This is a genomic window from Alteromonas sp. 009811495, assembly GCF_028865455.1.
In the GTDB taxonomy this organism is placed as follows: Bacteria; Pseudomonadota; Gammaproteobacteria; order Enterobacterales; family Alteromonadaceae; genus Alteromonas.
The window spans coordinates 1,297,351-1,323,907 of the sequence record NZ_CP113972.1; the positions used below are offsets into that span (position 1 = coordinate 1,297,351).

22 protein-coding genes are annotated in these 26,557 nt (G+C 44.2%); 11 read left to right on the forward strand and 11 right to left on the reverse strand.

Going from position 1 to position 26,557, the window contains the following annotated elements; translation table 11 throughout:
• Positions 1–8: 8 nt before the first annotated feature.
• Positions 9–1,691, reverse strand: a complete 1,683-nt coding sequence (locus OZ660_RS05885) for a glycoside hydrolase family 13 protein (protein ID WP_274742874.1) — start codon at positions 1,689–1,691, stop codon at positions 9–11.
• The gene (locus OZ660_RS05890; protein ID WP_202264393.1) at positions 1,688–3,019 is read right to left on the reverse strand and encodes an MFS transporter; all 1,332 of its coding nucleotides are present in this window, start codon (positions 3,017–3,019) and stop codon (positions 1,688–1,690) included. The genes OZ660_RS05885 and OZ660_RS05890 overlap by 4 nt, the downstream gene beginning before the upstream one ends.
• A gap of 324 nt (positions 3,020–3,343) precedes the next feature.
• Here OZ660_RS05890 and OZ660_RS05895 point away from each other — a divergent pair, with 324 nt between their 5' ends.
• Positions 3,344–3,469 (forward strand): DUF3149 domain-containing protein, encoded by a 126-nt coding sequence (locus OZ660_RS05895; RefSeq protein ID WP_159623272.1) that lies wholly within the window; start codon positions 3,344–3,346, stop codon positions 3,467–3,469.
• 28 nt (positions 3,470–3,497) lie between these two features.
• Here OZ660_RS05895 and smrB read toward each other — a convergent pair whose 3' ends face one another.
• Entirely contained in the window at positions 3,498–4,118 is a 621-nt protein-coding gene (smrB, locus tag OZ660_RS05900) for an endonuclease SmrB (RefSeq protein WP_274742875.1), read from the reverse strand.
• A gap of 87 nt (positions 4,119–4,205) precedes the next feature.
• Here smrB and prmB point away from each other — a divergent pair, with 87 nt between their 5' ends.
• From prmB to OZ660_RS05915, 3 genes are all read left to right on the forward strand, one after another.
• A complete protein-coding gene (gene prmB, locus OZ660_RS05905) occupies positions 4,206–5,141 on the forward strand; it encodes a 50S ribosomal protein L3 N(5)-glutamine methyltransferase (RefSeq protein WP_159623268.1) in 936 nt (311 codons plus the stop codon).
• Between the two features lie 9 nt (positions 5,142–5,150).
• Positions 5,151–6,248, forward strand: a complete 1,098-nt coding sequence (gene aroC, locus OZ660_RS05910) for a chorismate synthase (RefSeq protein ID WP_274742876.1) — start codon at positions 5,151–5,153, stop codon at positions 6,246–6,248.
• A gap of 152 nt (positions 6,249–6,400) precedes the next feature.
• Positions 6,401–7,576, forward strand: a complete 1,176-nt coding sequence (locus tag OZ660_RS05915) for an MFS transporter (protein WP_274742877.1) — start codon at positions 6,401–6,403, stop codon at positions 7,574–7,576.
• Between the two features lie 39 nt (positions 7,577–7,615).
• Here the strand turns inward: OZ660_RS05915 and OZ660_RS05920 are convergent, their stop codons facing one another.
• The 4 genes from OZ660_RS05920 to sodB all read right to left on the reverse strand — a co-directional run bounded on the left by OZ660_RS05920 (position 7,616) and on the right by sodB (position 13,334).
• Positions 7,616–9,166 (reverse strand): SpoVR family protein, encoded by a 1,551-nt coding sequence (locus OZ660_RS05920; protein ID WP_274742878.1) that lies wholly within the window; start codon positions 9,164–9,166, stop codon positions 7,616–7,618.
• A 20-nt stretch (positions 9,167–9,186) separates the two neighbouring features.
• Entirely contained in the window at positions 9,187–10,467 is a 1,281-nt protein-coding gene (locus OZ660_RS05925) for a YeaH/YhbH family protein (RefSeq protein WP_274742879.1), read from the reverse strand.
• Positions 10,468–10,563: 96 nt separating this feature from the next.
• Positions 10,564–12,486 (reverse strand): PrkA family serine protein kinase, encoded by a 1,923-nt coding sequence (locus OZ660_RS05930; protein WP_202264403.1) that lies wholly within the window; start codon positions 12,484–12,486, stop codon positions 10,564–10,566.
• 266 nt (positions 12,487–12,752) lie between these two features.
• Positions 12,753–13,334: a superoxide dismutase [Fe] gene (gene sodB / locus OZ660_RS05935; RefSeq protein WP_159623258.1), complete on the reverse strand. Its 582-nt coding sequence runs from the start codon at positions 13,332–13,334 to the stop codon at positions 12,753–12,755.
• Positions 13,335–13,675: 341 nt separating this feature from the next.
• Here sodB and OZ660_RS05940 point away from each other — a divergent pair, with 341 nt between their 5' ends.
• The 5 genes from OZ660_RS05940 (at position 13,676) to OZ660_RS05960 (ending at position 21,858) form a co-directional block, all read left to right on the forward strand.
• Entirely contained in the window at positions 13,676–14,026 is a 351-nt protein-coding gene (locus tag OZ660_RS05940; RefSeq protein ID WP_202264405.1) for a Grx4 family monothiol glutaredoxin, read from the forward strand.
• Between the two features lie 309 nt (positions 14,027–14,335).
• Positions 14,336–16,924 carry a TonB-dependent receptor plug domain-containing protein gene (locus OZ660_RS05945; protein WP_202264406.1) on the forward strand — a complete coding sequence of 863 codons (2,589 nt, stop codon included), beginning with the start codon at positions 14,336–14,338 and terminating at the stop codon, positions 16,922–16,924.
• A gap of 99 nt (positions 16,925–17,023) precedes the next feature.
• A complete protein-coding gene (locus OZ660_RS05950; protein ID WP_202264408.1) occupies positions 17,024–17,629 on the forward strand; it encodes an RNA polymerase sigma factor in 606 nt (201 codons plus the stop codon).
• A gap of 1 nt (position 17,630) precedes the next feature.
• The gene (locus OZ660_RS05955) at positions 17,631–18,683 is read left to right on the forward strand and encodes a FecR family protein (protein ID WP_274742880.1); all 1,053 of its coding nucleotides are present in this window, start codon (positions 17,631–17,633) and stop codon (positions 18,681–18,683) included.
• 328 nt (positions 18,684–19,011) lie between these two features.
• The gene (locus OZ660_RS05960; protein WP_274743432.1) at positions 19,012–21,858 is read left to right on the forward strand and encodes a TonB-dependent receptor; all 2,847 of its coding nucleotides are present in this window, start codon (positions 19,012–19,014) and stop codon (positions 21,856–21,858) included.
• Positions 21,859–21,954: 96 nt separating this feature from the next.
• On the opposite strand, the gene OZ660_RS05965 is transcribed toward OZ660_RS05960, so the two are convergent.
• Positions 21,955–22,149: a bacterioferritin-associated ferredoxin gene (locus OZ660_RS05965; protein ID WP_159623248.1), complete on the reverse strand. Its 195-nt coding sequence runs from the start codon at positions 22,147–22,149 to the stop codon at positions 21,955–21,957.
• A gap of 291 nt (positions 22,150–22,440) precedes the next feature.
• On the opposite strand from OZ660_RS05965, the gene OZ660_RS05970 reads away from it, so the two are divergent.
• The gene (locus OZ660_RS05970; RefSeq protein ID WP_159623246.1) at positions 22,441–23,046 is read left to right on the forward strand and encodes a peroxiredoxin; all 606 of its coding nucleotides are present in this window, start codon (positions 22,441–22,443) and stop codon (positions 23,044–23,046) included.
• Positions 23,047–23,126: 80 nt separating this feature from the next.
• Here OZ660_RS05970 and rnt read toward each other — a convergent pair whose 3' ends face one another.
• On the reverse strand, positions 23,127–23,762 hold the full coding sequence (rnt, locus tag OZ660_RS05975; RefSeq protein WP_159623244.1) for a ribonuclease T: 636 nt from the start codon (positions 23,760–23,762) through the stop codon (positions 23,127–23,129).
• Between the two features lie 296 nt (positions 23,763–24,058).
• Between rnt and OZ660_RS05980 the strand changes: the two genes are divergently transcribed.
• Positions 24,059–24,931, forward strand: coding sequence for a flagellar protein MotY (locus OZ660_RS05980; protein WP_274742881.1), 873 nt, complete (start codon positions 24,059–24,061; stop codon positions 24,929–24,931).
• A 24-nt stretch (positions 24,932–24,955) separates the two neighbouring features.
• Here the strand turns inward: OZ660_RS05980 and glpQ are convergent, their stop codons facing one another.
• Both glpQ and gloA read right to left on the reverse strand, forming a co-directional pair.
• Positions 24,956–26,032, reverse strand: a complete 1,077-nt coding sequence (glpQ, locus tag OZ660_RS05985; RefSeq protein WP_446698970.1) for a glycerophosphodiester phosphodiesterase — start codon at positions 26,030–26,032, stop codon at positions 24,956–24,958.
• Positions 26,033–26,107: 75 nt separating this feature from the next.
• Positions 26,108–26,497 (reverse strand): lactoylglutathione lyase, encoded by a 390-nt coding sequence (gene gloA / locus OZ660_RS05990; RefSeq protein WP_274742883.1) that lies wholly within the window; start codon positions 26,495–26,497, stop codon positions 26,108–26,110.
• Positions 26,498–26,557: the final 60 nt, after the last annotated feature.

Sequence of the window (26,557 nt, forward strand, 5' to 3'; positions counted from 1 at the left end):
TAAGCCTGCTACTTTATTTTTAGTACTATCGCTTGCCAAGGCTGAAGGCGAATGCCTCCTTCAACTTTCTCAATGGTGTTAGCATTGTTGATAAGAACTTGTCCATGTTGCAGTTCGTTTGGCAAATACGCAGTTTGAGCAGAACTTGCATAGTTCAGCAATACTAAAATAACATCACTATCCAGTGTTCTTGTGTAAGCGTAAATACACTCATGATCTGCAAGTAGCAGTTCGTACGCACCATATACTAAGCAAAGGTGGTCTTTTCGAAGTTTGGTAAGCGCGCGGAAGTAGTTAAGCGGAGAGTTATCTCTCGTTTCTTGCTCAGCGGCGTTAATCTCTGGGTAGTTTTCGGTTACTTTCAACCACGGTGTTGCGCTTGAAAAACCCGCGTTGGTTGAGTCATCCCATTGAAATGGCGTTCGCGCATTGTCCCGACCACTTAGTTTGTGTGACTCAAGTAGCTTTTGTGCATCACCACCTTCGGCCAATGTGAGGTTGTACCAATTAATTGTCATCAAATCATTGTACTCATCGATACTTTCAAACTTAGCGTTTGTCATGGCTAATTCGTCTCCCATGTAATAATAAGGAGTACCACGCATAGTGAGTAGAAAAGTACTAAGCAGCTTTGAGGATTGTTCTCGGTGTTCAGGTGTATCGTCGCCGAACCATGAGACTTGACGAGGAAAATCGTGATTTGTATGCCATTGGGTACCCCAGCCTTTTTCGTCAAAAGCTGTTGCCCAGTCACTCATAATTTTCTTAAACTTGACAAGATTTTTGTGGTCGCTATTCACGATTTTTCGGGCGTCTAGACCGAGTTCAACATGCTCAAAATGGTAATTCATATTGAGTTCTTGTCGGTCCTCATCAACAAGATCGTGAATATTCGACAAATTAGTGCCCGGTCCTTCTGCGACCGTCATTATGTCGTAGTGTTGCAGTACTTCCCGGTTCATTTCGTGCAAAAATTCATGAAGACGAGGACCACTGGCATATACGTCAATCATTTTATCTCCATGCACACCTTCAAATATCGGGTAACCGTCGTGCTTAGAGATAAACGTAATAACATCCATCCTGAACCCATCAATGCCTTTTTTAAACCAAAAGTGCATCATGTCGAAAATTTCTCTGCGTACAGTTGGGTTTTCCCAGTTCAAGTCCGGCTGCGTTTTATCAAAGTAGTGCAAATAGTACGCATTAGTTTGCTCGTCGAACGCCCACGCGCTGCCTTCTTCATCAAAATACGACCAACGCTCCGGTGGAGTTCCTTTTTCAGCTGGCCACCAGTGATAATAATCGCGGTAAGGATTGTCTCGTGAAGCCCGTGAGGCTTTAAACCATTCGTGCTCGCTGCTTGAGTGATTTACCACAAGATCCATAACCACCTTGATACCTCGTTGATGGAATCCTTCCAGCATTTCTTCGAAGTCGCGCATGGTGCCAAAGTCATCCATTATGTTGCGATAATCTGATATGTCGTAGCCATTATCGTAATTAGGTGACTGATAAATAGGGTTGAGCCAGACGATGTCTATGCCTAAGGATGCGATATAGTCGAGTCGCTGAATGATGCCTCTAAGATCACCAATTCCATCGCCGTTTGAGTCTTGAAAGCTGCGAGGATATATCTGATACACCACACCTTCTTTCCACCATTGACGGCTGATAGTGCTAAGTTTCATCCTACTTTCTCCTGATTGGCTATATGGTCTGGCTTGGAATTAATGCGAAGTGCTAAGCCAGCACCTATGATGAATAGTACGCCTGATAACGCTAGTGCGTTTCGAGGGTCACTGGCTAGTAGAGAATCGTACACATAGCCGATAGTGACCATTTCAAGAATTTGAGGAAGGCAAATCATGGCGTTCAGTAAACCCATGTAAACACCCACTCTTGCTGCCGGGGTAACATCAGCAGTAATAATAAAGGGCACCGTCATTACAGCCGACCAGCCAACGCCTATCAACGCCATACAAACGAAAGTCATATTGAGGTCGGTAGTTAACTGCATCGACAAAAAACCAGCGCCGCCAATTAGAAGAAAAAGCGCGTAGGTGTTGGCATCACCAATAAGTTTCACGCAGCGAACAATCACAAAGGCCATCACAATAGTGGCGATATTCATGATAGTAAATGCCATGCCTACCTGTGCCGTTCCCTCTACAAAACCGGGGCTATCTGGTGTGGGAGCGTTATAAACGTGGCGAGCAATTGACAATGAGAGGTATTGCCACATTAATGGCAGTGCAAACCATGTGGCGAGTTTTACCCACCAAATTGCTTTTAATGATTTGGGCATTTCTAGCATTGCATTTAATAGCTCTGAGAAAACGTGACCGACCGATTTATGCTGCTGGTTCTTGCGAAAGGCGGCTATATCTTCTGGTGGTATCTCCTTGGTAGTAAAAAAAGACCATGTCGAAGAAATCAGTATGACCACTACACCGGCGATAAAAGAGTATTTAACAACTTCGGGAATTTCTTTGCCGTCAGTTTCAATTGAAACACCAAATGCAATCATGATCAGCGGCATAAGTCCCGCAAGCATTTGCCCTGCTGCCACCATGAAAGTCTGTAACGCGTAGGCTAGTGGTCTTTGCTGGTGATTTACTTTATCACCAACAAGGGCGCGGTAAGGTTCCATCGCGGTATTCATGGCAGCATCAAGCATCCAAAATAGCCCAACAACCATCCACAGTTCAGGTACGTAGGGCATGAACATAACAGCAATAGAACCTACCAATGCGCCCATCATGAAAAATGGCTTACGACGCCCAAAGCGAGTCCAAGTACCATCGCTGATCACGCCAATAAGAGGCTGTATAAGTAATCCAGTAACTGGTCCTGCTAGCCACAAAATGGGAAGCTCATGTTCTGCCGCACCGTGATAACGAAAGATCGGACTTAAGTTGGCCTGTTGCAGACCAAATCCGTATTGGATGCCAAAGAACCCGAAGCACATGTTCCATATTTGCCAGAAGCTCATTGTTGGCTTGAGTGAATCTTTCATATTGAAAACTCGTTATTAATAATTTGGTAACATTTCGTTATCAAAACTTAATCGTTTAAGTTTTATCTGTCAAATGTATTTACCAGAAATTTGCTAAGCCGAAGGTAATTGCTGAAAAGTGAAAAGAGGATTAGTACACCAATACAAAAATAGCATTGCGGTTACTTTGTTAGGAACAGAACTGAAACACGACTTTCACCTATCATTTGATGTAGATCAACAATGCCCAACAGTGAAGTGTTTGGCGCTTGGCACATTGATCTAGATCAGGTTTAGGCTGCTGTTCTTTCTCTATGATTAATGCAGTTAAAGAGGAGAACGATTATGTTGTGGACAATGATTAAAGACCCAGTAGTGTGGGGCTCACTTTTAGGTATAGGTATTATTGTTGGCATGATGATGTATTACACATACCTGTTTATGCACAATAGTGCTGACGAGGAAAAATAAACGTTTATCACCTGCTACATTGAATTTTCTAACGTTTATTATTTTGCAACGGGATATCAATTAATACCAACAGCGCCGCTTGTCCGCCGTATTCCAGTGGTGCTTGGTGAAATGCTCTTACGTGAGGGTGCTGTACAAGGTAATGTGGCAGGGCGGCTTTAAGAACGCCTTGCCCGAAACCATGCATAATGCTTACACAGTCAATTGACGATTTTCTAGCAGAGTGAATAAGTGCTGCCAGTTCCGCTTTTGCCATTTCTCTTGTTAAACCATGCAAATCTAGCATCATCTCAGGTGAGTAATCACCGCGTCTTAGTTGCTTAACAATGTGGGAAGACTCGCCGTCTCTGCAATAACGCATTGGTCCTTCTTGCGGCAAAGCAGCCTGATACATGTCTGAAAAACTAAATGAGGCAGCAAGTTGTTTGCTATGAGTGAGGTGTGCTGTTGAAGCCTGTTGGCGTTTGTTAAATAGCGCGACTTGTTTATCAGGTTCAATTTTGTCCTGCTGAAGGGGTTTTACGCCTTGCATTGCATCGGCAAATGAAAAGGTCTCTTCTTCAACACGGTCGATACTACCCGCATTGTTCAGTTTAGAAGCTAAAGTTTGTTTCTTTAAGGCTTTTAGTTCTTTTTTAAACGCTTTCATTATGAATCAATATGCAAATTAACATGGGCGAACACACTAAATGTTAGTATGATACCAGCTTTGTAATTGTTGATGTACCCAAACACCATGACCGATAAGTTTTACCTAGAAGAAGCCATTGAAGATCTGCATACTTTGTTAGATATGACACGATGGGCAACCAGTCGATTTAATGATGCGGCGTTGTATTTTGGTCATGGTACCGACAATGCATGGGACGAAGCGACAAGCTTGGTTATGCAGGCGCTGCATTTGCCACACCCTATTTTAGAGCAAGTCGGTGAAAGTGTACTGACATCTCGGTTAACCAAAAGTGAACGCGAGAAAATTGCAGAGCTTGTACTTAAGCGCGTACAAACCCGTATGCCGCTGCCTTATATCACCAATGAGGCGTGGTTTTGTGGCATGCCATTTTATGTTGATGAGCGTGTACTTATTCCGCGTTCGCCTTTTGCTGAGCTGATTCAAAATGAATTTGCGCCGTTTGTGGAAACCGCACCTTCGAGTATCCTCGATATGTGCACGGGCGGGGGCTGTATCGCCATTGCGTTGGCGCACGCCTATCCTGAAGCGCAAGTTGATGCAGTGGACATCAGTACCGACGCGTTAGAAGTGGCGGATATCAATATTCAGGAGCACGGATTAAGTCACCGTGTTTACCCCATTCAATCAGACTTGTTTTCAAGTTTAGAAGGTCAACGATACGACCTTATTGTGTCTAACCCACCTTATGTCGACGCCGAAGATATGGCGGATTTACCTGAGGAATATCACCATGAGCCTGAGCTTGCGCTCGCGGCAGGTGAAGATGGCCTTGAACTCGTTGATATAATGTTGAAGCAAGCGCCCACGTACCTCAATGATGGTGGGTGGTTATTTGTGGAAGTGGGAAATAGTGAAGTGCACATGAATACGCGGTTTCCTGGCCTAGAAGTTATCTGGCTTGAATTTGAAAACGGCGGCTCTGGCATTTTTGCTGTGCGAAAAGAGACACTGGTAGAACACTTTGGTAGTAAGGATTAATAGTTAATTATGTCAGGTAACAGCTTCGGAAAACTCTTCACTGTAACCACATTTGGCGAAAGCCATGGTATAGCAATTGGCGGCGTAGTAGATGGTTGCCCCCCAGGTTTAAGGATTACTGAAGACGACCTTCAGGTTGACCTTGATAGACGTAAACCAGGCACATCTCGTTACACCACAGCGCGACGTGAAGATGATGAAGTACAAATTTTATCTGGCGTATTTGAAGGTAAAACCACCGGTACCAGTATTGGCCTTTTAATTAAAAATAAAGACCAGCGCAGCCAAGACTACGGTAATATTAAAGACCGCTTCCGTCCAGGTCATGCAGACTACACTTACGACCAAAAGTATGGAAGTCGCGATTATCGCGGCGGTGGTCGCTCCTCTGCACGTGAGACGGCAATTCGGGTTGCCGCTGGTGGTATTGCTAAGAAATACCTTAAAGAAATGCATGGTATTGAGGTATTGGGTTACTTATCTCAGCTTGGCCCTATCTCCGTTGAAACGGTTGACCATAACGTCACAAATACAAACCCATTTTTCTGCCCGGATGAATCAAAACTTGAAGCGCTTGATGAATACATGCGCGACCTCAAAAAGTCGGGCGACAGCATTGGTGCTAAAGTGTCAGTTGTAGCTAAAAACGTGCCTGTTGGATTAGGGGAACCGGTTTTTGATCGCTTAGATGCTGAAATTGCTCATGCCATGATGGGAATAAACGCGGTTAAAGGCGTAGAAATTGGTGATGGGTTTGACGTGATTAATCAAAAAGGTAGTGAGCATCGCGACACACTAACGCCTGATGGTTTTACATCAAATCACTCTGGCGGTGTGCTAGGGGGCATTTCTACCGGACAAGACATTGAAGTTCATATGGCGCTTAAGCCAACATCAAGCATTTCAGTACCCGGTAAGACAATCAATAAAGATAACGAAGAAATAGATATTGTGACGAAAGGCCGTCACGACCCGTGCGTGGGCATTCGTGCAGTACCTATTGCAGAGGCGATGTTAGCCCTTGTTTTGATGGATCACTTGCTTCGCCACCGCGCACAGAATCAGGGTATTGCTTCAACCACTGCACCTATCGCAGGTAAAGCGTAGCGATTATTTTCAGTCGGTTACCTTTGAGTAAACGCGCTTAAAGGTAACCGGCATGTGCTAGGTGCATCGCCATTAACTTTTTAGCTAGTTTTAACGCTTGTCTAAGCGCGATGCTAAAACGTTGATGGCGTTTTTGTATATGGAGATTTCTATTGGCATTTCGTGCTAATTCATCACTTATTATTTTAGCTATTACATATTGGCTTTACTTTGGCCAGCTAGGCGTTCTTGTTCCGTATTTAGGGATCTTTCTAGATGGGCGCGGTTTTTCTTCGGCTGACATCGGTGAGTTGTTTGCGGTCATTACCCTTGCACGTATTTTGGGCCCTGGTTTATGGGCTGGTGTCGCAGATAAAACTGGCAATGCCATTGGTGTAATGCGGCTGGGTTGTTTGCTAACCGTGCTAACCTTCAGTTCAGTGCTGTATTTTGACAGCTTTTGGGGGCTGACCTTGTCATTTGGCCTAATGATGATGTTCTGGACGGCGGTACTTCCCCAACTTGAAGTGATCACCATGAATAGCGTCGCCAATACTAAGGCCACTTACGGTCAGGTAAGACTATGGGGAAGTGTTGGTTTTATTTGTTTGACGGTAATGGTGGGTAAGGCCTTAGATAGTTTTTCAACAGAAACGCCTGTTCATGTCAGCATTGGGGTACTCGCACTTTTGTTTGTTAGTACGCTGTTTATTCGCGCGCCGGCTCAAACGGTTTCCCATGAGAGCGCCGTTGGTTCTATCTGGGCTTTTGTTAAACAAAAACCGTTTGCTGTCTTTATTTTTGCATCTGCGTGTTTGCAAATAAGCTTTGGCGCTTACTATGGCTTTTTTGCCTTGTACATGCGTGACTTAGGCTACAGCGGTCAACAAACGGGCTTTTTTATTGCGCTAGGCGTGCTTGCAGAGGTCGGAATATTTATACTCGCACGGCGACTCATCAGTCACTTTGGTGTATGGAACTTATTGTTCGCCAGTCTCGCACTTACTGCGCTTAGGTGGTATGCCATGGCGGCATTTGCTGACTATTGGGCAGTGATTATGTTAAGCCAGCTTATCCACGCTTTAAGTTTTGGGTTAACCCACGCGGTGTCTGTTCATTTTATCCACTTATATTTGCCGAAGGCGTACCAGAGTCGAGGGCAAGCGGTATACATCAGTATTGCATTTGGTCTTGGCGGTGCTTTTGGTAATTACATGGCCGGACAGCAATGGTCACAAGGTACCAATGCCTACGCTACGTTTGTGACGGCAGCGGTATTTGCCGCTTTAGGTGCAATGTCACTATTGCTTTGCGCCAAAAAGCGTTTTGATACTGCGCCAGAACATTAATGTTTGGCGATATACATGTTTCATCGTTCACCGCGAGGCTTATTCAGCCTGCGGTGTTCGTCTGCATTCTGCTATTAATTCAATACCGTCGTCGCCATTGTCTTGCTCTAATCGCACATCAAACTTCCACAGACGATGGAGATGACGCATTACCTCGTCTTTTGAGTCTCCCAACGGGATTTTTCGCTGAGGAATATAGCGTAACGTAAGCGAGCGATCGCCTCGTACATCCACGTTATGCACCTGGATATTCGGCTCTAGATTACTTAAGTTGTATTGTGCCGAAAGTTTTTCTTTTATCGTCTGGTAACCAAGCTCATCGTGAATAGCACTTACGCTTATAAACGGCTTTTCTGTGTCGTCTTCCAATGCAAACAACTTAAAATCGCGAATGACTTTAGGCGATAAAAACTGGCTAATAAAGCTTTCATCTTTAAAATTCTGCATTGCAAAATGTACCGTTTCAAGCCAGTCTTTACCGGCTATGCTAGGTAAGTATTTATAATCTTCTTCGGTGGGCGACTGACACACTCGCTTGATATCCATAAACATAGAAAAGCCCAGTGCGTAGGGGTTAATACCCGAGTAATAGGGGCTGTTGTATTCCGGTTGCATAACCACACTGGAATGACTGTGCAAAAACTCCATCATAAACCTGTCGCTTACTAAACCTTCGTCATACATTTGGTTCAGTATGTGATAATGCCAAAAGCACGCCCAGCCTTCGTTCATCACTTGGGTTTGTTTTTGGGGGTAAAAATATTGAGAAATCTTCCGCACAATGCGCACTATCTCGCGTTGCCACGGCTCAAGCAGAGGGGCATTTTTTTCAATGAAGTAGAGTAAGTTCTCTTGTGGCTCACGAGGGAATCGAATTTGCTCCTTGTTTTTATGAGCACTGCTTTCTGGCAAAGTACGCCAAAGTTCATTAACTTGCGATTGCAGATAAGCTTCTCGTTCTTCTTGACGGTTTTTCTCTTCTTGCAGTGAGATTTTCTGAGGACGTTTGTATCTGTCGACACCGTAATTCATCAGAGCGTGGCAGGAGTCCAGCATATTCTCAACTTCATCAAAGCCAAACTTTTGTTCGCATTTGGCAATATAATTCTTGGCAAATACTAAGTAATCGATAATCGAACTCGCATCAGTCCAGGTTTTAAATAAATAGTTACCTTTGAAAAATGAATTATGACCATAGCATGCGTGTGCCATAACAAGCGCCTGCATAGTAATGGTGTTCTCTTCCATCAAATAGGCAATACATGGGTCCGAATTAATGACTATTTCATAGGCTAATCCCATTTGACCACGGCGGTATTGTTGCTCAGTTTGAATGAATTTTTTACCAAAAGACCAATGGCTATAATTCAGTGGCATACCAATGCTGGCATAGGCATCCATCATTTGTTCAGCAGTGATCACTTCTATTTGGTTAGGGTAGGTATCAAGTTTGAATTTTCTCGCAATGCGATCAATATGATGTTCATATTCCTCAATAAGTGGAAAGGTCCAATCGGGACCATCACTTAACAAATGGCGAGGTGTATTTGACGATGTTTTGACTTCACTAGCAGTAGTATCTGTCGTCATAAATAGCCCTTATCCTTGTATTACGCGTTAGCATCTTGCTCTGAACGTTTGAAAAGCTCCCTAAATACGGGATAGATGTCCGCTTGAGACTGAATATGCTTACACACAAAGTTGTCGTGGGTTTCTGCTACCTTCTCGTACTCGCGCCATAAACTTTGATGTTGCCTCTCGGTAATTTCGATGTACGCATAGTAACGGGTAGCAGGTAGTAATTTTTGAACTAAAAGGTCGCGGCATTGCGGTGAATCATCTGCCCAGTTATCGCCATCAGAAGCTTGTGCCGCGTATATATTCCAATTGCCATCGCGGTATCGCTCTGTGACAACTTCGTCCATTAACTTTAAGGCGCTCGACACAATGGTGCCACCGGTCTCTTGGCTATAAAAAAATTCTTGTTCGTCTACTTCTTTAGCCTGAGTGTGATGACGAATATAGACGACTTCAACGTTTTCGTAGGTGCGGGTAAGAAAAAGATACAACAGAATATAGAAGCGTTTTGCCATATCCTTGGTGGCTTGGTCCATAGAGCCTGACACGTCCATTAAGCAGAACATTACCGCTTTGCTCGAAGGAAGCGGACGCTTATCGTAATTCTTAAAGCGTAGATCGAACGTATCAATAAAAGGTACGCGGGCTATTTTAGCCTTTAGCGCTTTGATTTCCTCTTCAAGCGCGAGCACTTCTAACGTGTTGTCATGTTTATCGTTAAGCAACGCTTCTAGCTTTTCTTCACACTCACGAAGCTTTCGTTTATCAGTTGCGCTCAGTGCAATGCGTCTGGCAACGGACCCTTTTAGAGAACGCACAACATCTAAATTACTCGGCACACCGTCAGTTTGATATCCGGCTCGGTATGTTTCGTATTGGGTGACTTTATCAAATTGATTTTTTTTGAGGTTCGGTAAGGCCAGATCATCAAACAATAAGTCTAAGTACTCGTCCTTTGAAATTGAGAAAACAAACTCGTCTTGGCCTTCTCCTTCGTTACTTGCATCGCCGCTGCCTGCACCGCGGCCGCCGCCTCCAGGAGGCCGCTCAATTTTGTCTCCTGCAGTAAATTGGTCATTGCCAGGGTGAACAATATCTCGACTGCCACCACGCCCAGTATGGAAAATGGGTTCAGAAATATCTCTAGTAGGAATACTGATTTTTTCGCCAGAGTCCAGATCGGTTACCGAACGTTTTCCCACCGCGTCTGAAACGGCGCGCTTTATTTGTTGTTTATAGCGTTTGATAAAACGCTGTCGGTTAACAGTGCTTTTTCCTTTGCTATTCAGCCTTCGGTCAATAAAATGGGCCATATTCACCTGCTTGTTAGGTTTTACATAACACCTACAAGTGCAAAGAGCGCAGATGCACTCTCAACACTTGTCCCGTTCGCATTTTTAGCAATTGCGCTAAGACGCCTTGCGAACACGCAGATACCACTCACACAGCAGTCGAACTTGTTTCTGTGTATAGCCTTTCTCTGTCATGCGATTGACAAAGTCATCGTGCTTTTTCTGTTCTTCTGCAGAACCTTTAGTATTAAATGAAATAACAGGTAGCAAATCCTCTGTATTCGAGAACATCTTTTTCTCGATAACAGTGCGTAGCTTTTCATAGCTTGTCCATGCAGGGTTTTTGCCTGCATTGTTGGCGCGTGCTCGAAGTACAAAGTTAACAATTTCATTGCGGAAATCTTTAGGATTACTGATGCCCGCTGGCTTCTCTGTTTTTTCGAGCTCAGCGTTAAGCGAGGCCCGGTCAAATAACTGACCGGTTTCAGGGTCTCGATATTCTTGATCCTGTATCCAGAAGTCAGCATAGGTGACGTAGCGGTCAAACAAATTCTGTCCATACTCAGAGTATGATTCGAGATATGCGGTTTGAATTTCTTTGCCAATAAACTCTACATAACGCGGAATAAGGTAGCCTTTCAAAAACTCTAAATATCTGTCTGCGGTGTCTTGTGGAAATTGCTCCCGTTCAATTTGTCTCTCTAACACATAGAACAAATGTACGGGGTTTGCGGCAACCTCTTGATGATCAAAATTAAATACACGAGACAAAATCTTGAATGCAAAGCGTGTGGATAGCCCTTCCATGCCTTCATCAACGCCAGCATAGTCGCGATACTCTTGATACGATTTCGCTTTAGGATCGGTATCCTTTAAGCTCTCGCCGTCATATACTCGCATCTTAGAAAACAGGCTTGAATTCTCAGGTTCTTTAAGTCGAGAAAGTACGCTGAACTGCGCTAAACACTCTAGCGTGTCTGGTGCGCAAGGTGCACCGTTTAACTCACTGCTATCAAGTAGCTTTTTGTAGATGCGAATTTCTTCACTAACCCGCAAACAGTAGGGGACTTTCACAATATACACGCGGTCGAGAAATGCCTCGTTGTTTTTGTTGTTTCTAAACGATTGCCACTCCGACTCATTGGAGTGCGCTAAGATGAGGCCGTCGAAGGGCAGAGCAGAAAAACCTTCAGTCGGATTGTAATTTCCCTCTTGTGTCGCAGTAAGCAAAGGGTGCAGCACCTTTATTGGTGCTTTAAACATCTCAACAAACTCCATTAACCCTTGATTGGCTTTACACAGCGAACCTGAATAGCTGTATGCGTCAGGATCGTTTTGTGCAAACTGCTCAAGGCGTCTAATATCTACTTTACCTACTAACGAAGAAATATCTTGGTTGTTCTCATCGCCCGGTTCGGTTTTAGCGATACCAACCTGATCAAGTACAGAAGGATACACTCTCACTACTTTGAACTGCGTAATATCACCATTGAATTCGTGAAGGCGCTTACGCGCCCAAGGTGACATGATGGTTTTTAGGTAGCGCTTTGGAATACCGTATTCTTTTTCTAAAATTTCACCGTCTTCTTTGGCGTCGAACAAACAAAAAGGGTGATCGTTAACAGGTGAGCCCTTTAACATGTAAATTGGCACGTTTTGCATTAACTCTTTAAGCCGCTCTGCCAAGGATGATTTGCCTCCACCGACTGGCCCTAAGAGATAGAGGATTTGTTTCTTCTCCTCCAGACCTTGGGCAGCATGCTTGAGATAAGAAACGATTTGTTCAATAGCTTCTTCCATGCCGTAGAATTCTGAGAATGCAGGATAACGAGAAATAACGCGGTTTGAAAAAATACGGCTTAATGCCGGGTCGTTTGCTGTGTCGATAAGTTGTGGCTCACCAATAGCTTTTAGCAAACGTTCAGCCGCGTTTGCATAAGCGAGTTGATCCTCTTTACATATATCAAGGAACTCCCCAATGGTGAACTCTTCCTGTTTTCGCTCTTCGTAGCGATTCTGATAGTGTTCAAAAATACCCATGAATACCCCTTAAATACGGAACCCCGTATTTTCAGCTTAGTAGGAATTCACAAAAACGTTAGTAATTATTAGTAGACTTTCGCATAGGCTTATCCGATTTCGTCTAACGAAAAAGGCAACTTTTTGAAGAATTTAATGTCTCAGCTAGGGTATTTGGTAGGGTGTGCGTGGCTACATAAATATTGAACCTTGACATACGAACGTTAAAAATAAAAAAGCCTCGCAGTTGCGAGGCTTTCAAATCGTTAAGTAACTAACGCTCTAGATTATGCGAAGTTGCTGTTCGCAAATTCCCAGTTTACTAGTGCCCAGAAGTTTTCTAGGTACTTAGGACGCGCATTGCGGTAGTCGATGTAGTAAGCGTGTTCCCAAAGGTCAACCGTTAGGATTGGCGTTAGCTCGTCGCCAGAGATTGGCGTTTCCGCGTTGCTAGTGTTTACGATGTCTAAGCTGCCATCAGCAGTCTTAACAAGCCACGTCCAGCTTGAACCAAAGTTGTTCACTGCTTTGTCGTTAAATGCAGCTTGGAAGTCTGCGAAAGAACCCCACTTTGCATTGATTGCATCAGCAAGTGCGCCAGTTGGCTCACCGCCACCATTTGGGCTTAGGCTGTGCCAGTAGAAGGTGTGGTTCCAGATTTGTGCTGCATTGTTGAAAACACCGCCTTCAGAAGATTTGATGATTTCTTCTAGGCTTTTGTTTTCCATGTCAGTACCTTCAACTAGGCCGTTAAGCTTAGTGACATAAGTAGCGTGGTGCTTGCCATAGTGGTACTCAAGCGTTTCAGCAGAAATATGCGGTTCTAGTGCATTTTGTTCGTATGGTAATGCTGGTAATTCAAAAGCCATGACGGTCTCCATGTTGGTTTAGTATTCTTAATTACTCACGCATGTGCGATGCCTGTTCGTCCCATGCGTTTAGGGGGTAAGCCCGAATTAATACGTTATTAGCATAACGCAGATGTGGGGATAAAGTCCTATAACTCAATGACAAAAATGTGAATTTTTTCGTTCTTAGATATACATTACTCAAATTCACGCAATTAGATCACTCGTACCTTGTGAGCGAATGACTCACCAGTTAACGAAAGTTAAACGTGTGCATAGCAAAATTATGGTATTGTGCACTTGATAAATTGTTTTAGCATTCCCACTTCTAGGGAACACACTTTTTCCGCTGAGAGGATCCGATGGATAATACTGAAAGCCAATCAACGTTAGATAGAATTAAGCAGCAAATTGAAGAAAATCCGATTCTTCTTTATATGAAAGGCTCTCCTAAGCTGCCAAGTTGTGGCTTCTCATCACAAGCGTCACAGGCACTAATGTCATGTGGTGAACCATTCGCCTATGTGGATATTCTGCAAAACCCAGATATCCGCGCTGAACTACCAAAATATGCTAATTGGCCTACGTTTCCACAGTTGTGGGTAGAAGGTGAGCTTGTTGGTGGTTGCGATATTATTATCGAAATGTTCCAGCAAAATGAACTTCAACCTCTTATTAAAGAAACCGCTGCAAAGTACAAAGAAGCAGAATAAATGAAGTTCTAATTACTTGATTGAAAAGCCGGCTTTTAGTCGGCTTTTTTGGTTAAAACGCCCCGAAAATACCGCACACAAATTCCCGTAAAAACTATATAGACAGGTCACAAAAACAAATCCTCCATGCAATGAAAAAATATTTTTATTTTATCAAAAAAGGTTTGTTTTTTAGCACCTTGCGTTCTATAAAAAGTTAACTGACGACGTATCAGTCAGTGTTGAAGGTACAAAATAACAACCACTCTCAACCTATGTTTGGCACACAAAAAAACAAGCAAGGTAGAAGAGAAAATTCGGGAAACCACCATGAATACATCCTTGTCTTTATTGACCAAAAACGTGCGCGGCGTACTAGCTGCATCAGCTGCGTTTTCAGTAATGGCTACGGCACCAGTCTACGCGCAAGAAGCAGAAGACAGTGCTAAAGCTGAAGATTATGAGCAAATAGCGGTAGTTGGCTCTCGTGCAGCGCCTCGCTCAGTTGCTGATTCAGCAGTACCAATTGACATTATTTCAGACGAAGAGTTTAAGCAGCAGGGTGCCACTGATATGGTATCTATGATGCAAACCGTTGTTCCTTCGTTCAACGTTAACGATCAGCCAATCAACGATGCATCAACGCTAGTTCGTCCAGCTAACCTTCGCGGTATGGCGTCGGACCACACGTTGGTATTGGTAAATGGTAAACGTCGCCACCGTTCTGCGGTAATTACATTCTTGGGTGGTGGTTTGTCTGATGGTGCTCAAGGCCCTGATATTTCAGTTATTCCAGCAGCAGCATTAAAGCAAGTGGAAGTACTACGTGACGGTGCAGCGGCTCAGTACGGTTCTGATGCTATCGCTGGTGTAATCAACTTCGTGCTAAATGATGCGTCTGAAGGCGGTTCATTTGAAGCTCGCTATGGCTCATATTACGAGGGCGACGGCGACATGATTCAGATGGCGGGTAACATTGGCCTACCACTATCTGACAAAGGTTTTGTTAATTTATCTGCGGAATACCGTACAGCAGACGATACGTCGCGTAGTGTTCAGCGTGCAGATGCTGCTGGTCTGATTGACGCGGGCAACACGTTTGTTGCTGACCCTGCGCAAATCTGGGGTTCTCCTGAAATTAAACACGACATCAAGTTATTCGCCAATCTAGGGTTAGAGCTATCTAACACTGCGGAAGCATACATGTTTGGTAACTTTGCTGAGCGTGAAGTTGAAGGTGGTTTCTATTTTCGTAACCCTCACAACCGTGGCGGTGTGAACGACGGTGGTACAAACGAAGCAGGCGAACAACTATTACTTGTTGGCGACTTAACAGGCGATATGTCGGGTAACTGTCCAACAGATATCGTAGTAGGGGACAACGTTTTAGAAAACCCGCGTTACATTAACGAAGTTCAGAATAATCCTGACTGTTTCGCATTTAACGAAATTCTACCTGGCGGTTTCACACCACGTTTTGGTGGTACAGTAACTGACATGTCGTTGGTATTTGGTACACGAGGCGAGCTAGATAACGATATCACCTATGACGTGAGCTTAAACTTAGGCCAAAACGAAGTTGATTTTGCTATTAGCAACACTATCAACCCGTCGTTAGGTCCAGATACACCGTTTGAGTTCAGCCCTGGTCGATACACGCAATCTGAACAAACGCTTGATATTGATTTTACAAAGCCGTTCGATATTGGTTTGTACGAACCGCTATTCGTTGCAACAGGTTTCCAGTATAGAAACGAAAGTTACGAAAGCTTTGCAGGCGATACTGCATCTTATGAAATAGGTCCGTTGGCGACACAAGGTTTTGGCATTGGCTCAAATGGTTTCCCTGGCTTAGCGGCCAATAGTCAAGGCCGTGTGTCGCGCAACAACATTGCGCTATACATCGATGCAGAAGCCTATATCACTGAAAACTTCATGCTTGCTGGTGCATTGCGTTATGAAGATTTCTCTGACTTTGGTGACACCACAAAAGGTAAAATTGCATTCCGCTGGCAGGCCCTTGAAAACATCGCGTTCCGTGGTGCGTTCTCTACAGGCTTTAAAGCACCAACACTTGGTCAAAGCAACGTACGTAACGTTACTACGGCATTCGGTACTGGCGGCCAGTTGATTGACCGTGCAACGCTTCCTCCAACGGATCCAGTGTCTCAACTTAAAGGTGGTGAGCAATTAACACCTGAAGAGTCTGAGAGCATCACATTCGGTGTTGTTGCTGACTTCGATAATGGCCTGTTCATTACCGCTGACTACTACAACATTGAGCTAACTGACCGTATTAGTACAGCGTCGGGTATTGCACTGACTGAAGAAGATATTGCAACGCTACTTGCTCAAGGTATCAGCGATGCATCTAGCTTCTCTGAAATCAGCTTCTTTACCAACGATTTTGACACTACAACTGAAGGTGTTGATGTTGTAGCAAACTATTCGATGGATATGATGGGCGGTGAAACCAAGTTCTCACTTGCATATAACTGGACATCGACAGAAGTTGACCGCGCGTCGGATAATATCTCTGACTTCCGTATTCGTATGCTAGAAGATAACCTTCCAGCAGTACGCTACAGTGCAACGGCCAACCACACTAATGGCGACTGGCGTTTCCTTGCGCGAATGAACTACTACGGTAGCATCTTCGAAGATCACCTAGACTCTGCATTGCCAATTGACAAAGTAGGTTCTGAAATTACGTTCGACTTTGAAGTGGCATATAACTTTACTGAAGAGTTCACAGTAACTGTAGGTGCGAAGAACGCGTTTGATGAATACCCTGACGAAAACAATACTGATGCAGGTGGTATCACCTATGCACAGATTGCAGGCTCAGCGTATCCGACAACATCACCTATCGGTATTAACGGTGGGTTCTATTACCTAAGAGGTGTTTACACTTTCTAAGTAATAACAAGGGGGCTTAAGGCCCCCTTATATATTTTCGGCCTATGTTTGCGTAATAGCCGCCGATAAAAACGTGAAAAAAAACCAAAACATGGCATTATGAATGCCGTTGTAAGCAAATCGAAACACAAACATTTTAAAATTATGACGAGAAAGTCGACAGTAGCTGAAACCTTTTTAAAATACCGCTCGAAATTAATGCGTGCGGTAGGTTCTATTGTTGGCGCCGACGACATTGAAGATATCGTTCAAGAAGCTTTCATAAAAAGCTACGAGGCCGAATTAAAACAAGAAATACAGTACGAGCGTACTTACATGCTCAAAACAGCGCGCAATTTGGCGCTGAATCATATTGCTAAAGCGGAAAATAAAAACAAGCAACCGTTAGATGATATGGATAATTTGCCATACGAATTAGTAGGGCACAGTTTAGAAAAAAATGTAGAAAGCAAAGAGCGCTTTATTCACTTTTGCCGAGCCACAGATACGTTGTCTGCGGATGTAAAACGCGTCTTTCTTCTTAAAAAAGTGTATGGCATGCGACAGAAAGAGATTGCTGAACTTGTGGGGCTAAGTGAAAGCACAGTCGAAAAGCATGTCGCCAAAGGTTTAATGATGTGCTCAAGGTATCTTGCCGAGCTGTCAAAAGACAGTGAAATCCCCCGTGTCACTGCCAATGCGACTCAGGACATAAGCCGTAGTTAACATGAACAATATTCGCCAGTTTTCCAGCAAAGAAGATATCCAAGAGCAGGCATGCTTGTGGGTGAGTCGTCTCGACCGCGGTTTGCACGACGAAGAGAAAAGTCAGTTAGACGAGTGGTTAACCGAGAGCAACTCGCACCGTCAAGCGCTGCTAGATGCCGCAAGCCTGTGGGATGATATGTCGGTGTTGAACGAATTGAGTGGTTTGTTCCCACAATCTCATACGCGCGGAGCAAAACAGCACAAAGGTATGGCTAAGCAAATGATGTGGGGAATGGCCGCTACATTCTTTGTTATGGCTGTGGCGCTAAGTGTTATTGTTCAGCGCACTTGGTTTGAATCTGCGCCACAGTTCGCCAATATCAGCGAGAAAGTACAGACCGGAGTAGGGGAGCAGAAAAATGTTGTTTTGGCTGATGGGTCCAAACTTCATTTAAACACCAATTCTATTGTCACCGTCGATTTTAGCTCAGATGCACGTAACATAGTGTTGTTGCGGGGTGAGGCGCATTTTGAGGTTGCCCATGATAAGCAGCGCCCCTTCTCTGTAACGGCTGGTAGCAATACGGTGACTGCGGTAGGCACAGCGTTCAACATGCAATATGTAGATGATAATGCATTCGAACTTGTTGTAACTGAGGGTAAAGTATTAGTGAAAGATCGCTTCAGTACCTCGTCCAATGACCTGCTTTTTGGCAAGAAGTCGATTACTGAAGAAGGCCTCTTAATGTTCGCTGGAGAGAAAGCGACGGTTCAAGGCAAAGTCGAGGCCCGTGAGAATCTGTCTCAAAACGATATTGATGATGATTTGGCGTGGCAGCAGGGCATGATTGTATTCAAAGGCGAGCCTCTAGAAGCTGTTTTAGCCGAAATAGGCCGTTATACGCCAATGAGGTTTAGTATTTCAGATGAAAGCTTACGCAAGCGCCGTGTTGCAGGTTACTTCAAAGTAGGTGACATTGACGGTCTATTGTCTGCACTTAAAAGCAGTTTTAGTATTGAGCATGAGAGAATCACTGAAAATAGTATCCAGCTTAAAGCTGTAAAAGGTTAAAGGCGCCTGAAAACAAGGCGTTTTTTGGCCATTCTTGGTTGGCATTCTTAGTTGCCATAGTGTCGACTAATGTGACAATATAATTAAAATAATAAGCACACCGATTTTACTCTTGCGACACAGCAATATTGCAAAATACAAGCAATTAATAGCGCATACTGTCAGCCCGATTTCAGAAAGAAATGGGGCTAGCGTGTGCTCGTCGCGTAATATTCCGCTCACCACCGCAAAATACAGTCAGAAGCAGAGTAGGAAAACACATCGCATTTTGCCTTTGTTGGCTTCTCTTGTTTGTCTAAGCTCGGCTCATAGTGCGTTTTCACAGCAAATACAGGGCACAGATTCACCTTCGACTCAGAGCAACGCTTTTTCTTTCTCTATACCCGCGCAAGACGCTAATGAAGCGCTCACAGAATTGGCGAAACAAGCGAATACCACGTTGTTGTTCCCGTTTGATTTGGCTAAACGTGTAAAAACTAATGCACTTGAGGGCACTTTTACACTTAATGAAGCACTCGTTCAGCTTTTAGAAGGTACTGAACTTGCTGTTGTAACTGATGAGTCTGGGGCACTTAGTATACGATCTCGCGCGTCATTGGTTGCAGAGGCTCCCCAAAAAAAGGAAGAAGAGTCAGCGCCTGAAGACACGGGTAACGCACTAGAGAAAATTGCCGTGGTAGGAACAAGAAGCGCTCCTAGAAGTGTCGTCGACTCACCTGTCCCACTCGATATCATCGGATCGCAAGCGCTGAGTTCTCAGGGCAATGCGGATGTGCTTGCGATGTTAAGTGTTATGGTGCCATCGCTCAACGTTAACGACCAGCCTATCAACGATGCAAGTAGTTTGGTTAGGCCGGCTAATTTAAGAGGCATGTCGTCTGATCACACCTTATTGTTGCTAAATGGAAAGCGGCGTCATCGCTCTGCGGTTATCACGTTTCTTGGCGGTGGCCTATCGGATGGTGCACAGGGACCAGACATATCGGTCATTCCAGCTTATGCGTTACAGCAAGTGGAAGTATTAAGAGATGGCGCGTCAGCTCAATACGGTTCTGACGCCATCGCTGGTGTAATCAACTTTGTATTAAAAGATGATAATCACGGCGGCAGCATTGCACTTCGTAGCGGACTTTATAGCGAAGGCGACGGCGAACTGGTTCAATTCCAAGGCAACAAAGGTTTTGCTCTAGGTGATAATGGCTTTATTAACGCTACGGTTGAATACCGACAACAAAAAGGCACATCTCGCTCAGTTCAACGGGATGATGCTGCTGAACTCATTGCCGAGGGCAACAATTTTATCTCAAGTCCTTCCCAAATATGGGGGGCGCTTGATGTTAATGAAGATATTAAGTTTGCCGTCAACTCAGGTATAACACTCGCGTCTGGAAGCGAACTGTACAGTTTTGCCACAGGAGCTCAGCGCGATATTGAGGGAGGCTTTTACTTTAGAAACCCACAAACGCGAGAAGGGGTATTTAGCCGAACCGATAGCACCACGGGCGAAAGACGTCTCATTGTGGCTGATTTAGATGGGCTTGATAATGGTATTACCTGCCCATCAATAACGTTAGGCAATGCCAATGTGTTGAGCGACCCTAACTATTTACTTATTGCCGACAATTCAACAGCACTTGGCGCCAATTGTTTCGCCTTTAACGAATGGTTTCCTGGTGGGTTTACCCCGCGCTTTGGCGGTACGATAACTGACGGCGCAATTGTGGTTGGTATGCGCAAAGAACTGTCCCAAGGCTGGGCAATGGACGCAAGTGCGACACTGGGTTACAGCGATATAGAATATACAATTGCAAATACCGTAAATCCGTCACTGGGCCCTCAGTCTCCTACTGAGTTTTCTCCTGGCAGTGTGTCGCAAGTGGAGCGAACGGTAAACCTAGATTTTGCCAAGCTTATTCAAACTATTTTTGAGGATCCTGTCAGTATCGCGGTGGGCTTAGAGTGGCGCAAAGAAACGTATTTTCAAAAAGCTGGTGATGAAGCTAGTTATATTGCTGGGCCCTTCGCGCTAGAGCCACCACTTGGTCTTGTTCAAGGATTTTCTATTGGCTCCAATGGCTTCCCAGGATACCAACCACAATCAGCAGGGCATTGGAGTCGAAATAATTGGGCCCTATATGCGGATATGGAGTTCTATTTAACAGAAGCATGGCAGTTCGCTGTGGCAACCCGTGTCGAACACTTTAGTGATTTTGGGTCAACGTTTGATGGCAAGCTTAGTACGCGCTACAAAATCGACGATAGGTTTGCACTACGTGGGTCAATAAACACTGGTTTCAAAGCGCCTACCGTGGGACAAAGTAATGTAATTAATGTAACTACCGCTTATGGATTAAATGGCTTAGAGGACCAAGCTACTCTTCCACCAACCGATCTGATATCTATTCAGCTTGGTGCGACACCATTAACGCCTGAGGAGTCAGTTAACTTTAGTTTAGGTGGTGTAATGCAATTTAATGAGCAATTCTTTGCCACTATCGACTACTTTAATATTCGCTTGACCGATCGCATCAGTACAACATCGGCGATCCCTCTGACAGAGCAGGACATCAACGCCCTGATTGCTCAAGGTCGTCCTGATGCTGTGAAATACAATGCCGCAAAATATTTCACTAACGATTTTGACACGCGCACCCAAGGTATTGACGTTGTAGTGAACTACGGATTTGCACTAAATGATTGGCAAAATACACTACTTTTAGCCTACAACTGGACTGACACTCAGGTAGAGCGCGTTACGCTGTACCCCGCGCTAATCGACGGGGTTATTTCAATGCAGCCCAACCTTACCGACGCGCGTATTCGCATGTTAGAAGATAACTTACCCGCGCATCGAGGTAACATTACGCTTGAACAGATTAGAGGCAAATGGGCCTTTACGTGGCGTCTCAATTATTATGGCGAGTTTTACGAAGACCACCTGGATGCATCGGCGGGTATGGATATCGTAGGTGGCGCACTTACTACCTTCGATGCTCAAGTCGCTTGGCAGCTTAGTGAAAGCGTACGTGCAACATTAGGGGCACAGAACTTATTTGATTCGCTTCCAGATGTAAATCCGTTTAGCGGTGAAGTTGGTGCTTTGTATCCACCTACGTCGCCAAGTGGCATCAATGGTGCGTTTTACTATTTAGGGTTGGAGTATAACTTTAAGTAGTTAAAAATAGTGGCAAACGCTAGCAGTGACACCAGAAATTTGGCATTTTTATAGAAATGAAAGCGTTTGAAAAAATAGCGCGGAATAAGGTATTAATTAACCCACATCTTTGAAAAGAGATTCATCGATGATTGTCTGGTCGATAATCTGTTGTGCCATTTGAATGCACTTTCCACATTGTGAACCAAGCTCTAAGTGCTGACGTAACTCACGCATATTTCCCACGCCATTCTCTTCAACAGCTGCGCGAATGCTTTTATCAGTTACCCCGTAACACATACAAACAAACATTAAAACGTACTCCAAATGAATCTGTAAATGATAATAATTGTTATTCATCTGTTTGGCAAGTAAAGTTTGCGGGGCGAGATAAATTTAATTTTTGAGTGAGAAGTGTACAGTCATTCTGGTACATAACGCTTATTTGATTGAAATTGGTACGATCAGTAAAAAAAGATACGTTTTCATGTTGTTATTTTAGGTTTTGGACCTATAACCCAATCATCAAAATTTTATTTCAAAAAGTGGCCATGCTATTTGGCCGCTTCTTATTATTACAATCCAATTTAAATGGAGAGACTCATGAGTGTACTAGTAGGCCGTCAAGCGCCAGATTTTACTGCTGCAGCAGTGTTGGGAAGTGGTGAAATCGTTGACTCATTCACGCTAAGTGAAGCTATCAAAGGTAAAAAAGCGGTTGTTTTCTTTTACCCACTAGATTTTACGTTTGTATGCCCCTCTGAACTTATTGCTTTCGATAAGCGTTTTGACGAATTCAAAAAGCGCGGTGTTGAAGTGATTGGTGTATCAATCGATTCTCAGTTCTCTCACAACGCGTGGAGAAATACACCAGTAAATCAAGGTGGTATTGGTCCAGTTAAATACACATTGGTTGCTGATGTTAAGCACGAAATCTGTCAAGCATATGACGTAGAGCACCCAGAAGATGGCGTAGCATTCCGCGGCTCTTTCCTAATTGACGAAGATGGTCTTGTACGTCATCAAGTTGTGAACGATCTTCCACTTGGCCGTAACGTTGACGAAATGCTACGCATGGTTGACGCATTAGCGTTCCACCAAGAGCACGGTGAAGTATGTCCAGCGGGTTGGACTGAAGGTAAAGCGGGTATGGATGCATCACCTGAAGGTGTAGCTAAGTACTTGTCTGAAGAAGCTGATAAACTATAAGACAGCTTTTGCAAAGATAAAAAAACAGCGCCTACGGGCGCTGTTTTTATTTGCGTTGTACTTTCTATATTAGCGCGTATTTACTCGCTTTCTGCTAATGGCCATCCACCGAGCGCTTTATACCTATTCACCATAAAGCAAAACAATTCAGTGGTTTTTTGCGCATCATATAGCGCACTATGCGCTTCGTTTTGGTCAAAGGCTATTCCTGCTGCACGACACGCTTTCACTAACACCGTTTGACCTAAGGCCAAACCAGCCAGACTGGTGGTATCGAAAGATACGAAGGGGTGAAAAGGTGTACGCTTGATATTAGAACGCTCAATCGCCGCATTCACAAAACTCTGATCGAACGTTGCGTTGTGCGCGACAATCACAGAACGTTGGCAATCGGCATTTTTCTGCGCTTTTCTAATGCCTTTGCACAAGGCTTTCATTGCATCGCTTTCGGCGATGGCACCGCGCAGTGCACAGTGAGGATCAATTCCATTAAACTCCAACGCGGCAGGCTCTAGATTGGCTCCTTCGAAGGGATCTATATGATAGTGAAACGTTTCGTCAGGATGCAAAATACCATTTTCATCCATTTTTACCGTCACCGCCGCGAGCTCAAGTAATGCATCTGTACCGGCATTGAACCCAGCAGTTTCAACGTCGATAACTACGGGAAAGTAACCTCTAAAGCGATGAGATAGTAAGGGCGGGTTTGAAGACATAAACACTCTTGAGAACAATATCGGATGAATGGGACGGAGAAGGCCACAATCGGGCTTTTCACCAGTCAGCTAAAGCCAAATTATCGCAAGGATAATTGCCAGTTGCCAGTTTGAATTTTCAGTAGCGCTTTTTTGTGCTGCTACATGCCATTTTGAAGGGCATATAAAAGTGTAAAAAATTGACCTGATGTAGATTTAATCACTAAACTTTTCTACACTTCGGACGATAGAATAAATAAGCTCATTGCGTCTATGTGTTGAGTTTGTCTTCTTGGTTTTCAGTTTGGGTTTTCGTTATGGTGTCGAAATTAAAATATATTGTCTTTGTCGGGCTTTTAGGTTCGCTATCAGCTAGCGCGGCTATGCGACAGTATTCTGCCACCGTTGAAACTTCTAATTGGAAAGTAGATAACCCATCTCGTTTGCAATGTACCTTGAATCACGAATTACCTGGATACGGGGAAGCCTTATTTACCAGTTATGCATCTAAGCAGCTTAATATGGAATTTGAGCTGGATATGTATTTACTGCCAAGTAAGTTTGAAGTGGCATCGGTGTATTCCGTGCCACCTAAATGGATGCCTGGCGTCGCGCCTAAGCCAATAGCGGATATGTCTATTCGCAAGCAATACAATGGCGACCTTCCGCGGGATGCTGCTTGGACGATGCTCTCTGAACTTGAAAAAGGTTTTTGGCCGACTATCTACTACCAAGATTGGTATAATAAATACGACCAAGTGGCGGTAGCATTAAACGCCAGTAATTTTACAGGTGTATACCGCGAGTTCGCTAAATGTGTGTCTAACCTGCTGCCATTTAGTTTCGACGATATTTCCTATACCGTTTTGTCGTACAAAAACAACAGTACCGAATTAACTAAATACTCTCGCAAGCGCTTGAATATGATTGGAGAGTATTTAAAAGAAGATACCGAATTGGAACTCGTGCTACTTGACGGTTACACCGATAGTTACGGTGGCCGTTGGAATAACGAACAGCTATCAATTCGCCGCGCTAACGAAGTGAAGAGCTACCTTACAACACTAGGCGTTCCGGAAGATAGGATCCAGTTAACTGGCCACGGTGAAAAACGCCATATTGCCTCAAATGATACGCGAGAAAATCGCGCACAAAACCGTAGGGTCGTTGTACGCCTATCTAAATCCTAAAAGCAGGGCTTAGTAAAGATTAACTCACTTTCCCATACTCTCAATTTGGTGTCGCCAGTCGTGAACAGGTGGAACGTGGTCAGTAAATACACCGTTAGCTTTTATAACATCGCGCAATATTTGTAATAGCTGTGGACCTGTCATTCCCTCGGGTAATGCATCTTGTCTGTAGGTGTATGGGTGAACAGCGAGTTGGTTCGCATGGGCGTTATCAAGCCACGACGCCGATTTTATTTCACCCTTTTTAAGCGCTGCGGGGTCTAATAAATGACCCAACCATGGACCGATACCATCAGCATACTGAGCAACGGCTTCCATCCCTTCTTTCGTACGCAACCAATCGTAATCAGTCGAGCTTTCTGCCCAGCTGTTTTCACCTATTAGCATTACGACTTTGCCACTGTATTTCAATTCTTCGCGAATGCGCTTTACTTCTTCAAAGTCAAAACACTGTAAGAAACTATTACCGTTTTCGCCGCCAAAATTATAAGACAGCAAAGCTTCTATCACTATCTTGCTTGCATCTACGCCTTCGTTTAAGTGAAAAGCGGGGGACTTTACCTCGGGGTAAACACCCACGCGTTTATTAAATTCGCGGTTTAGTTCACTGATAAGTTCAAAGTGTTCATAAAGCGTTGCAATAGTGAAGTTTGCTTTTGCGCCGGAATACCGTTTTCTAAATACTTGTTTACCTTCACCGTCAGCGCGTTCGTGTAAGCGTAAAGTACGCAGCTCGGCGAGTGTGAAATCTCGTACATAGTAGCGATTGTCTTCGCGGTGTCGTTGTGGAAATACCTGCTCAACATTTGACACTGTTTCAAGGTGAATGTCGTGTAAAACAACCGGAATATCGTCTTTGGTTATCACCACATCTTGTTCAATAAAGTCGGGCTCTTGTGCAAACGCCAACGTGGTCGACTCTAATGAATGCTCTGGCAAGTATCCAGAGGCACCGCGATGTGCCACGATTGTAAATTGCGCTTCAGCTGACTCTAAAGCTTCACCGTTGGCAAAAACACCTGTGCTGACGACAGTCGATAAGCTGAGAAGCGCGGCTGAACAGAGTCGTTTTATGTCTAACGTATATCGGCGAATGTTTATGGGTGATAAAAGTGATAGCACAGGCTCAAACTCCCTTTTGATTTATTGTCGTGAGCAAAAAGCATTACAAAGCGCTTAACGCGCTTTGTTTTGAATTAACTCAATGGCGTAGCCGTCTGGGTCTCGAACAAACGCGATAACCGTGGTTCCACCTTTTACTGGACCGGGCTTACGGTATACTTCAGCACCATTAGCTTCTAATGACTGACAAAATGCGTATATGTCGTCAACCTCAATAGCGATGTGCCCGTATGCATTACCTTTGTCATAGCTGTTCTCCCCCCAATTGTAGGTGAGTTCAAGGACTGTGTTATTGGCTTCATCGCCATAGCCCACAAAGGCCAGTGTATATTCATACTCTTTGTTTTCAGACTGGCGAAGTAGGCGCATACCCATTAATTGGGTGTAAAAGTGAAGTGACGCTTCTAAGTTTTTAACTCGAAGCATGGTATGTAACATTCTCATTTTATTCTCTCAATGATGTTTTCAAACAATACCCATTAATACCTATCAATACGCGCTAAC

Excerpts from the sequence above, each read along its gene's own strand:
- OZ660_RS05885 (WP_274742874.1), bottom strand. The coding sequence starts at position 1,691 with ATGAAACTTAGCACTATCAGCCGTCAATGGTGGAAAGAAGGTGTGGTG.
- OZ660_RS05890 (WP_202264393.1), bottom strand. The coding sequence starts at position 3,019 with ATGAAAGATTCACTCAAGCCAACAATGAGCTTCTGGCAAATATGGAAC.
- OZ660_RS05895 (WP_159623272.1), top strand. The coding sequence starts at position 3,344 with ATGTTGTGGACAATGATTAAAGACCCAGTAGTGTGGGGCTCACTTTTA.
- smrB (WP_274742875.1), bottom strand. The coding sequence starts at position 4,118 with ATGAAAGCGTTTAAAAAAGAACTAAAAGCCTTAAAGAAACAAACTTTA.
- prmB (WP_159623268.1), top strand. The coding sequence starts at position 4,206 with ATGACCGATAAGTTTTACCTAGAAGAAGCCATTGAAGATCTGCATACT.
- aroC (WP_274742876.1), top strand. The coding sequence starts at position 5,151 with ATGTCAGGTAACAGCTTCGGAAAACTCTTCACTGTAACCACATTTGGC.
- OZ660_RS05920 (WP_274742878.1), bottom strand. The coding sequence starts at position 9,166 with ATGACGACAGATACTACTGCTAGTGAAGTCAAAACATCGTCAAATACA.
- OZ660_RS05925 (WP_274742879.1), bottom strand. The coding sequence starts at position 10,467 with ATGGCCCATTTTATTGACCGAAGGCTGAATAGCAAAGGAAAAAGCACT.
- OZ660_RS05930 (WP_202264403.1), bottom strand. The coding sequence starts at position 12,486 with ATGGGTATTTTTGAACACTATCAGAATCGCTACGAAGAGCGAAAACAG.
- sodB (WP_159623258.1), bottom strand. The coding sequence starts at position 13,334 with ATGGCTTTTGAATTACCAGCATTACCATACGAACAAAATGCACTAGAA.
- OZ660_RS05940 (WP_202264405.1), top strand. The coding sequence starts at position 13,676 with ATGGATAATACTGAAAGCCAATCAACGTTAGATAGAATTAAGCAGCAA.
- OZ660_RS05945 (WP_202264406.1), top strand. The coding sequence starts at position 14,336 with ATGAATACATCCTTGTCTTTATTGACCAAAAACGTGCGCGGCGTACTA.
- OZ660_RS05950 (WP_202264408.1), top strand. The coding sequence starts at position 17,024 with ATGAATGCCGTTGTAAGCAAATCGAAACACAAACATTTTAAAATTATG.
- OZ660_RS05955 (WP_274742880.1), top strand. The coding sequence starts at position 17,631 with ATGAACAATATTCGCCAGTTTTCCAGCAAAGAAGATATCCAAGAGCAG.
- OZ660_RS05965 (WP_159623248.1), bottom strand. The coding sequence starts at position 22,149 with ATGTTTGTTTGTATGTGTTACGGGGTAACTGATAAAAGCATTCGCGCA.
- OZ660_RS05970 (WP_159623246.1), top strand. The coding sequence starts at position 22,441 with ATGAGTGTACTAGTAGGCCGTCAAGCGCCAGATTTTACTGCTGCAGCA.
- rnt (WP_159623244.1), bottom strand. The coding sequence starts at position 23,762 with ATGTCTTCAAACCCGCCCTTACTATCTCATCGCTTTAGAGGTTACTTT.
- OZ660_RS05980 (WP_274742881.1), top strand. The coding sequence starts at position 24,059 with ATGGTGTCGAAATTAAAATATATTGTCTTTGTCGGGCTTTTAGGTTCG.
- gloA (WP_274742883.1), bottom strand. The coding sequence starts at position 26,497 with ATGAGAATGTTACATACCATGCTTCGAGTTAAAAACTTAGAAGCGTCA.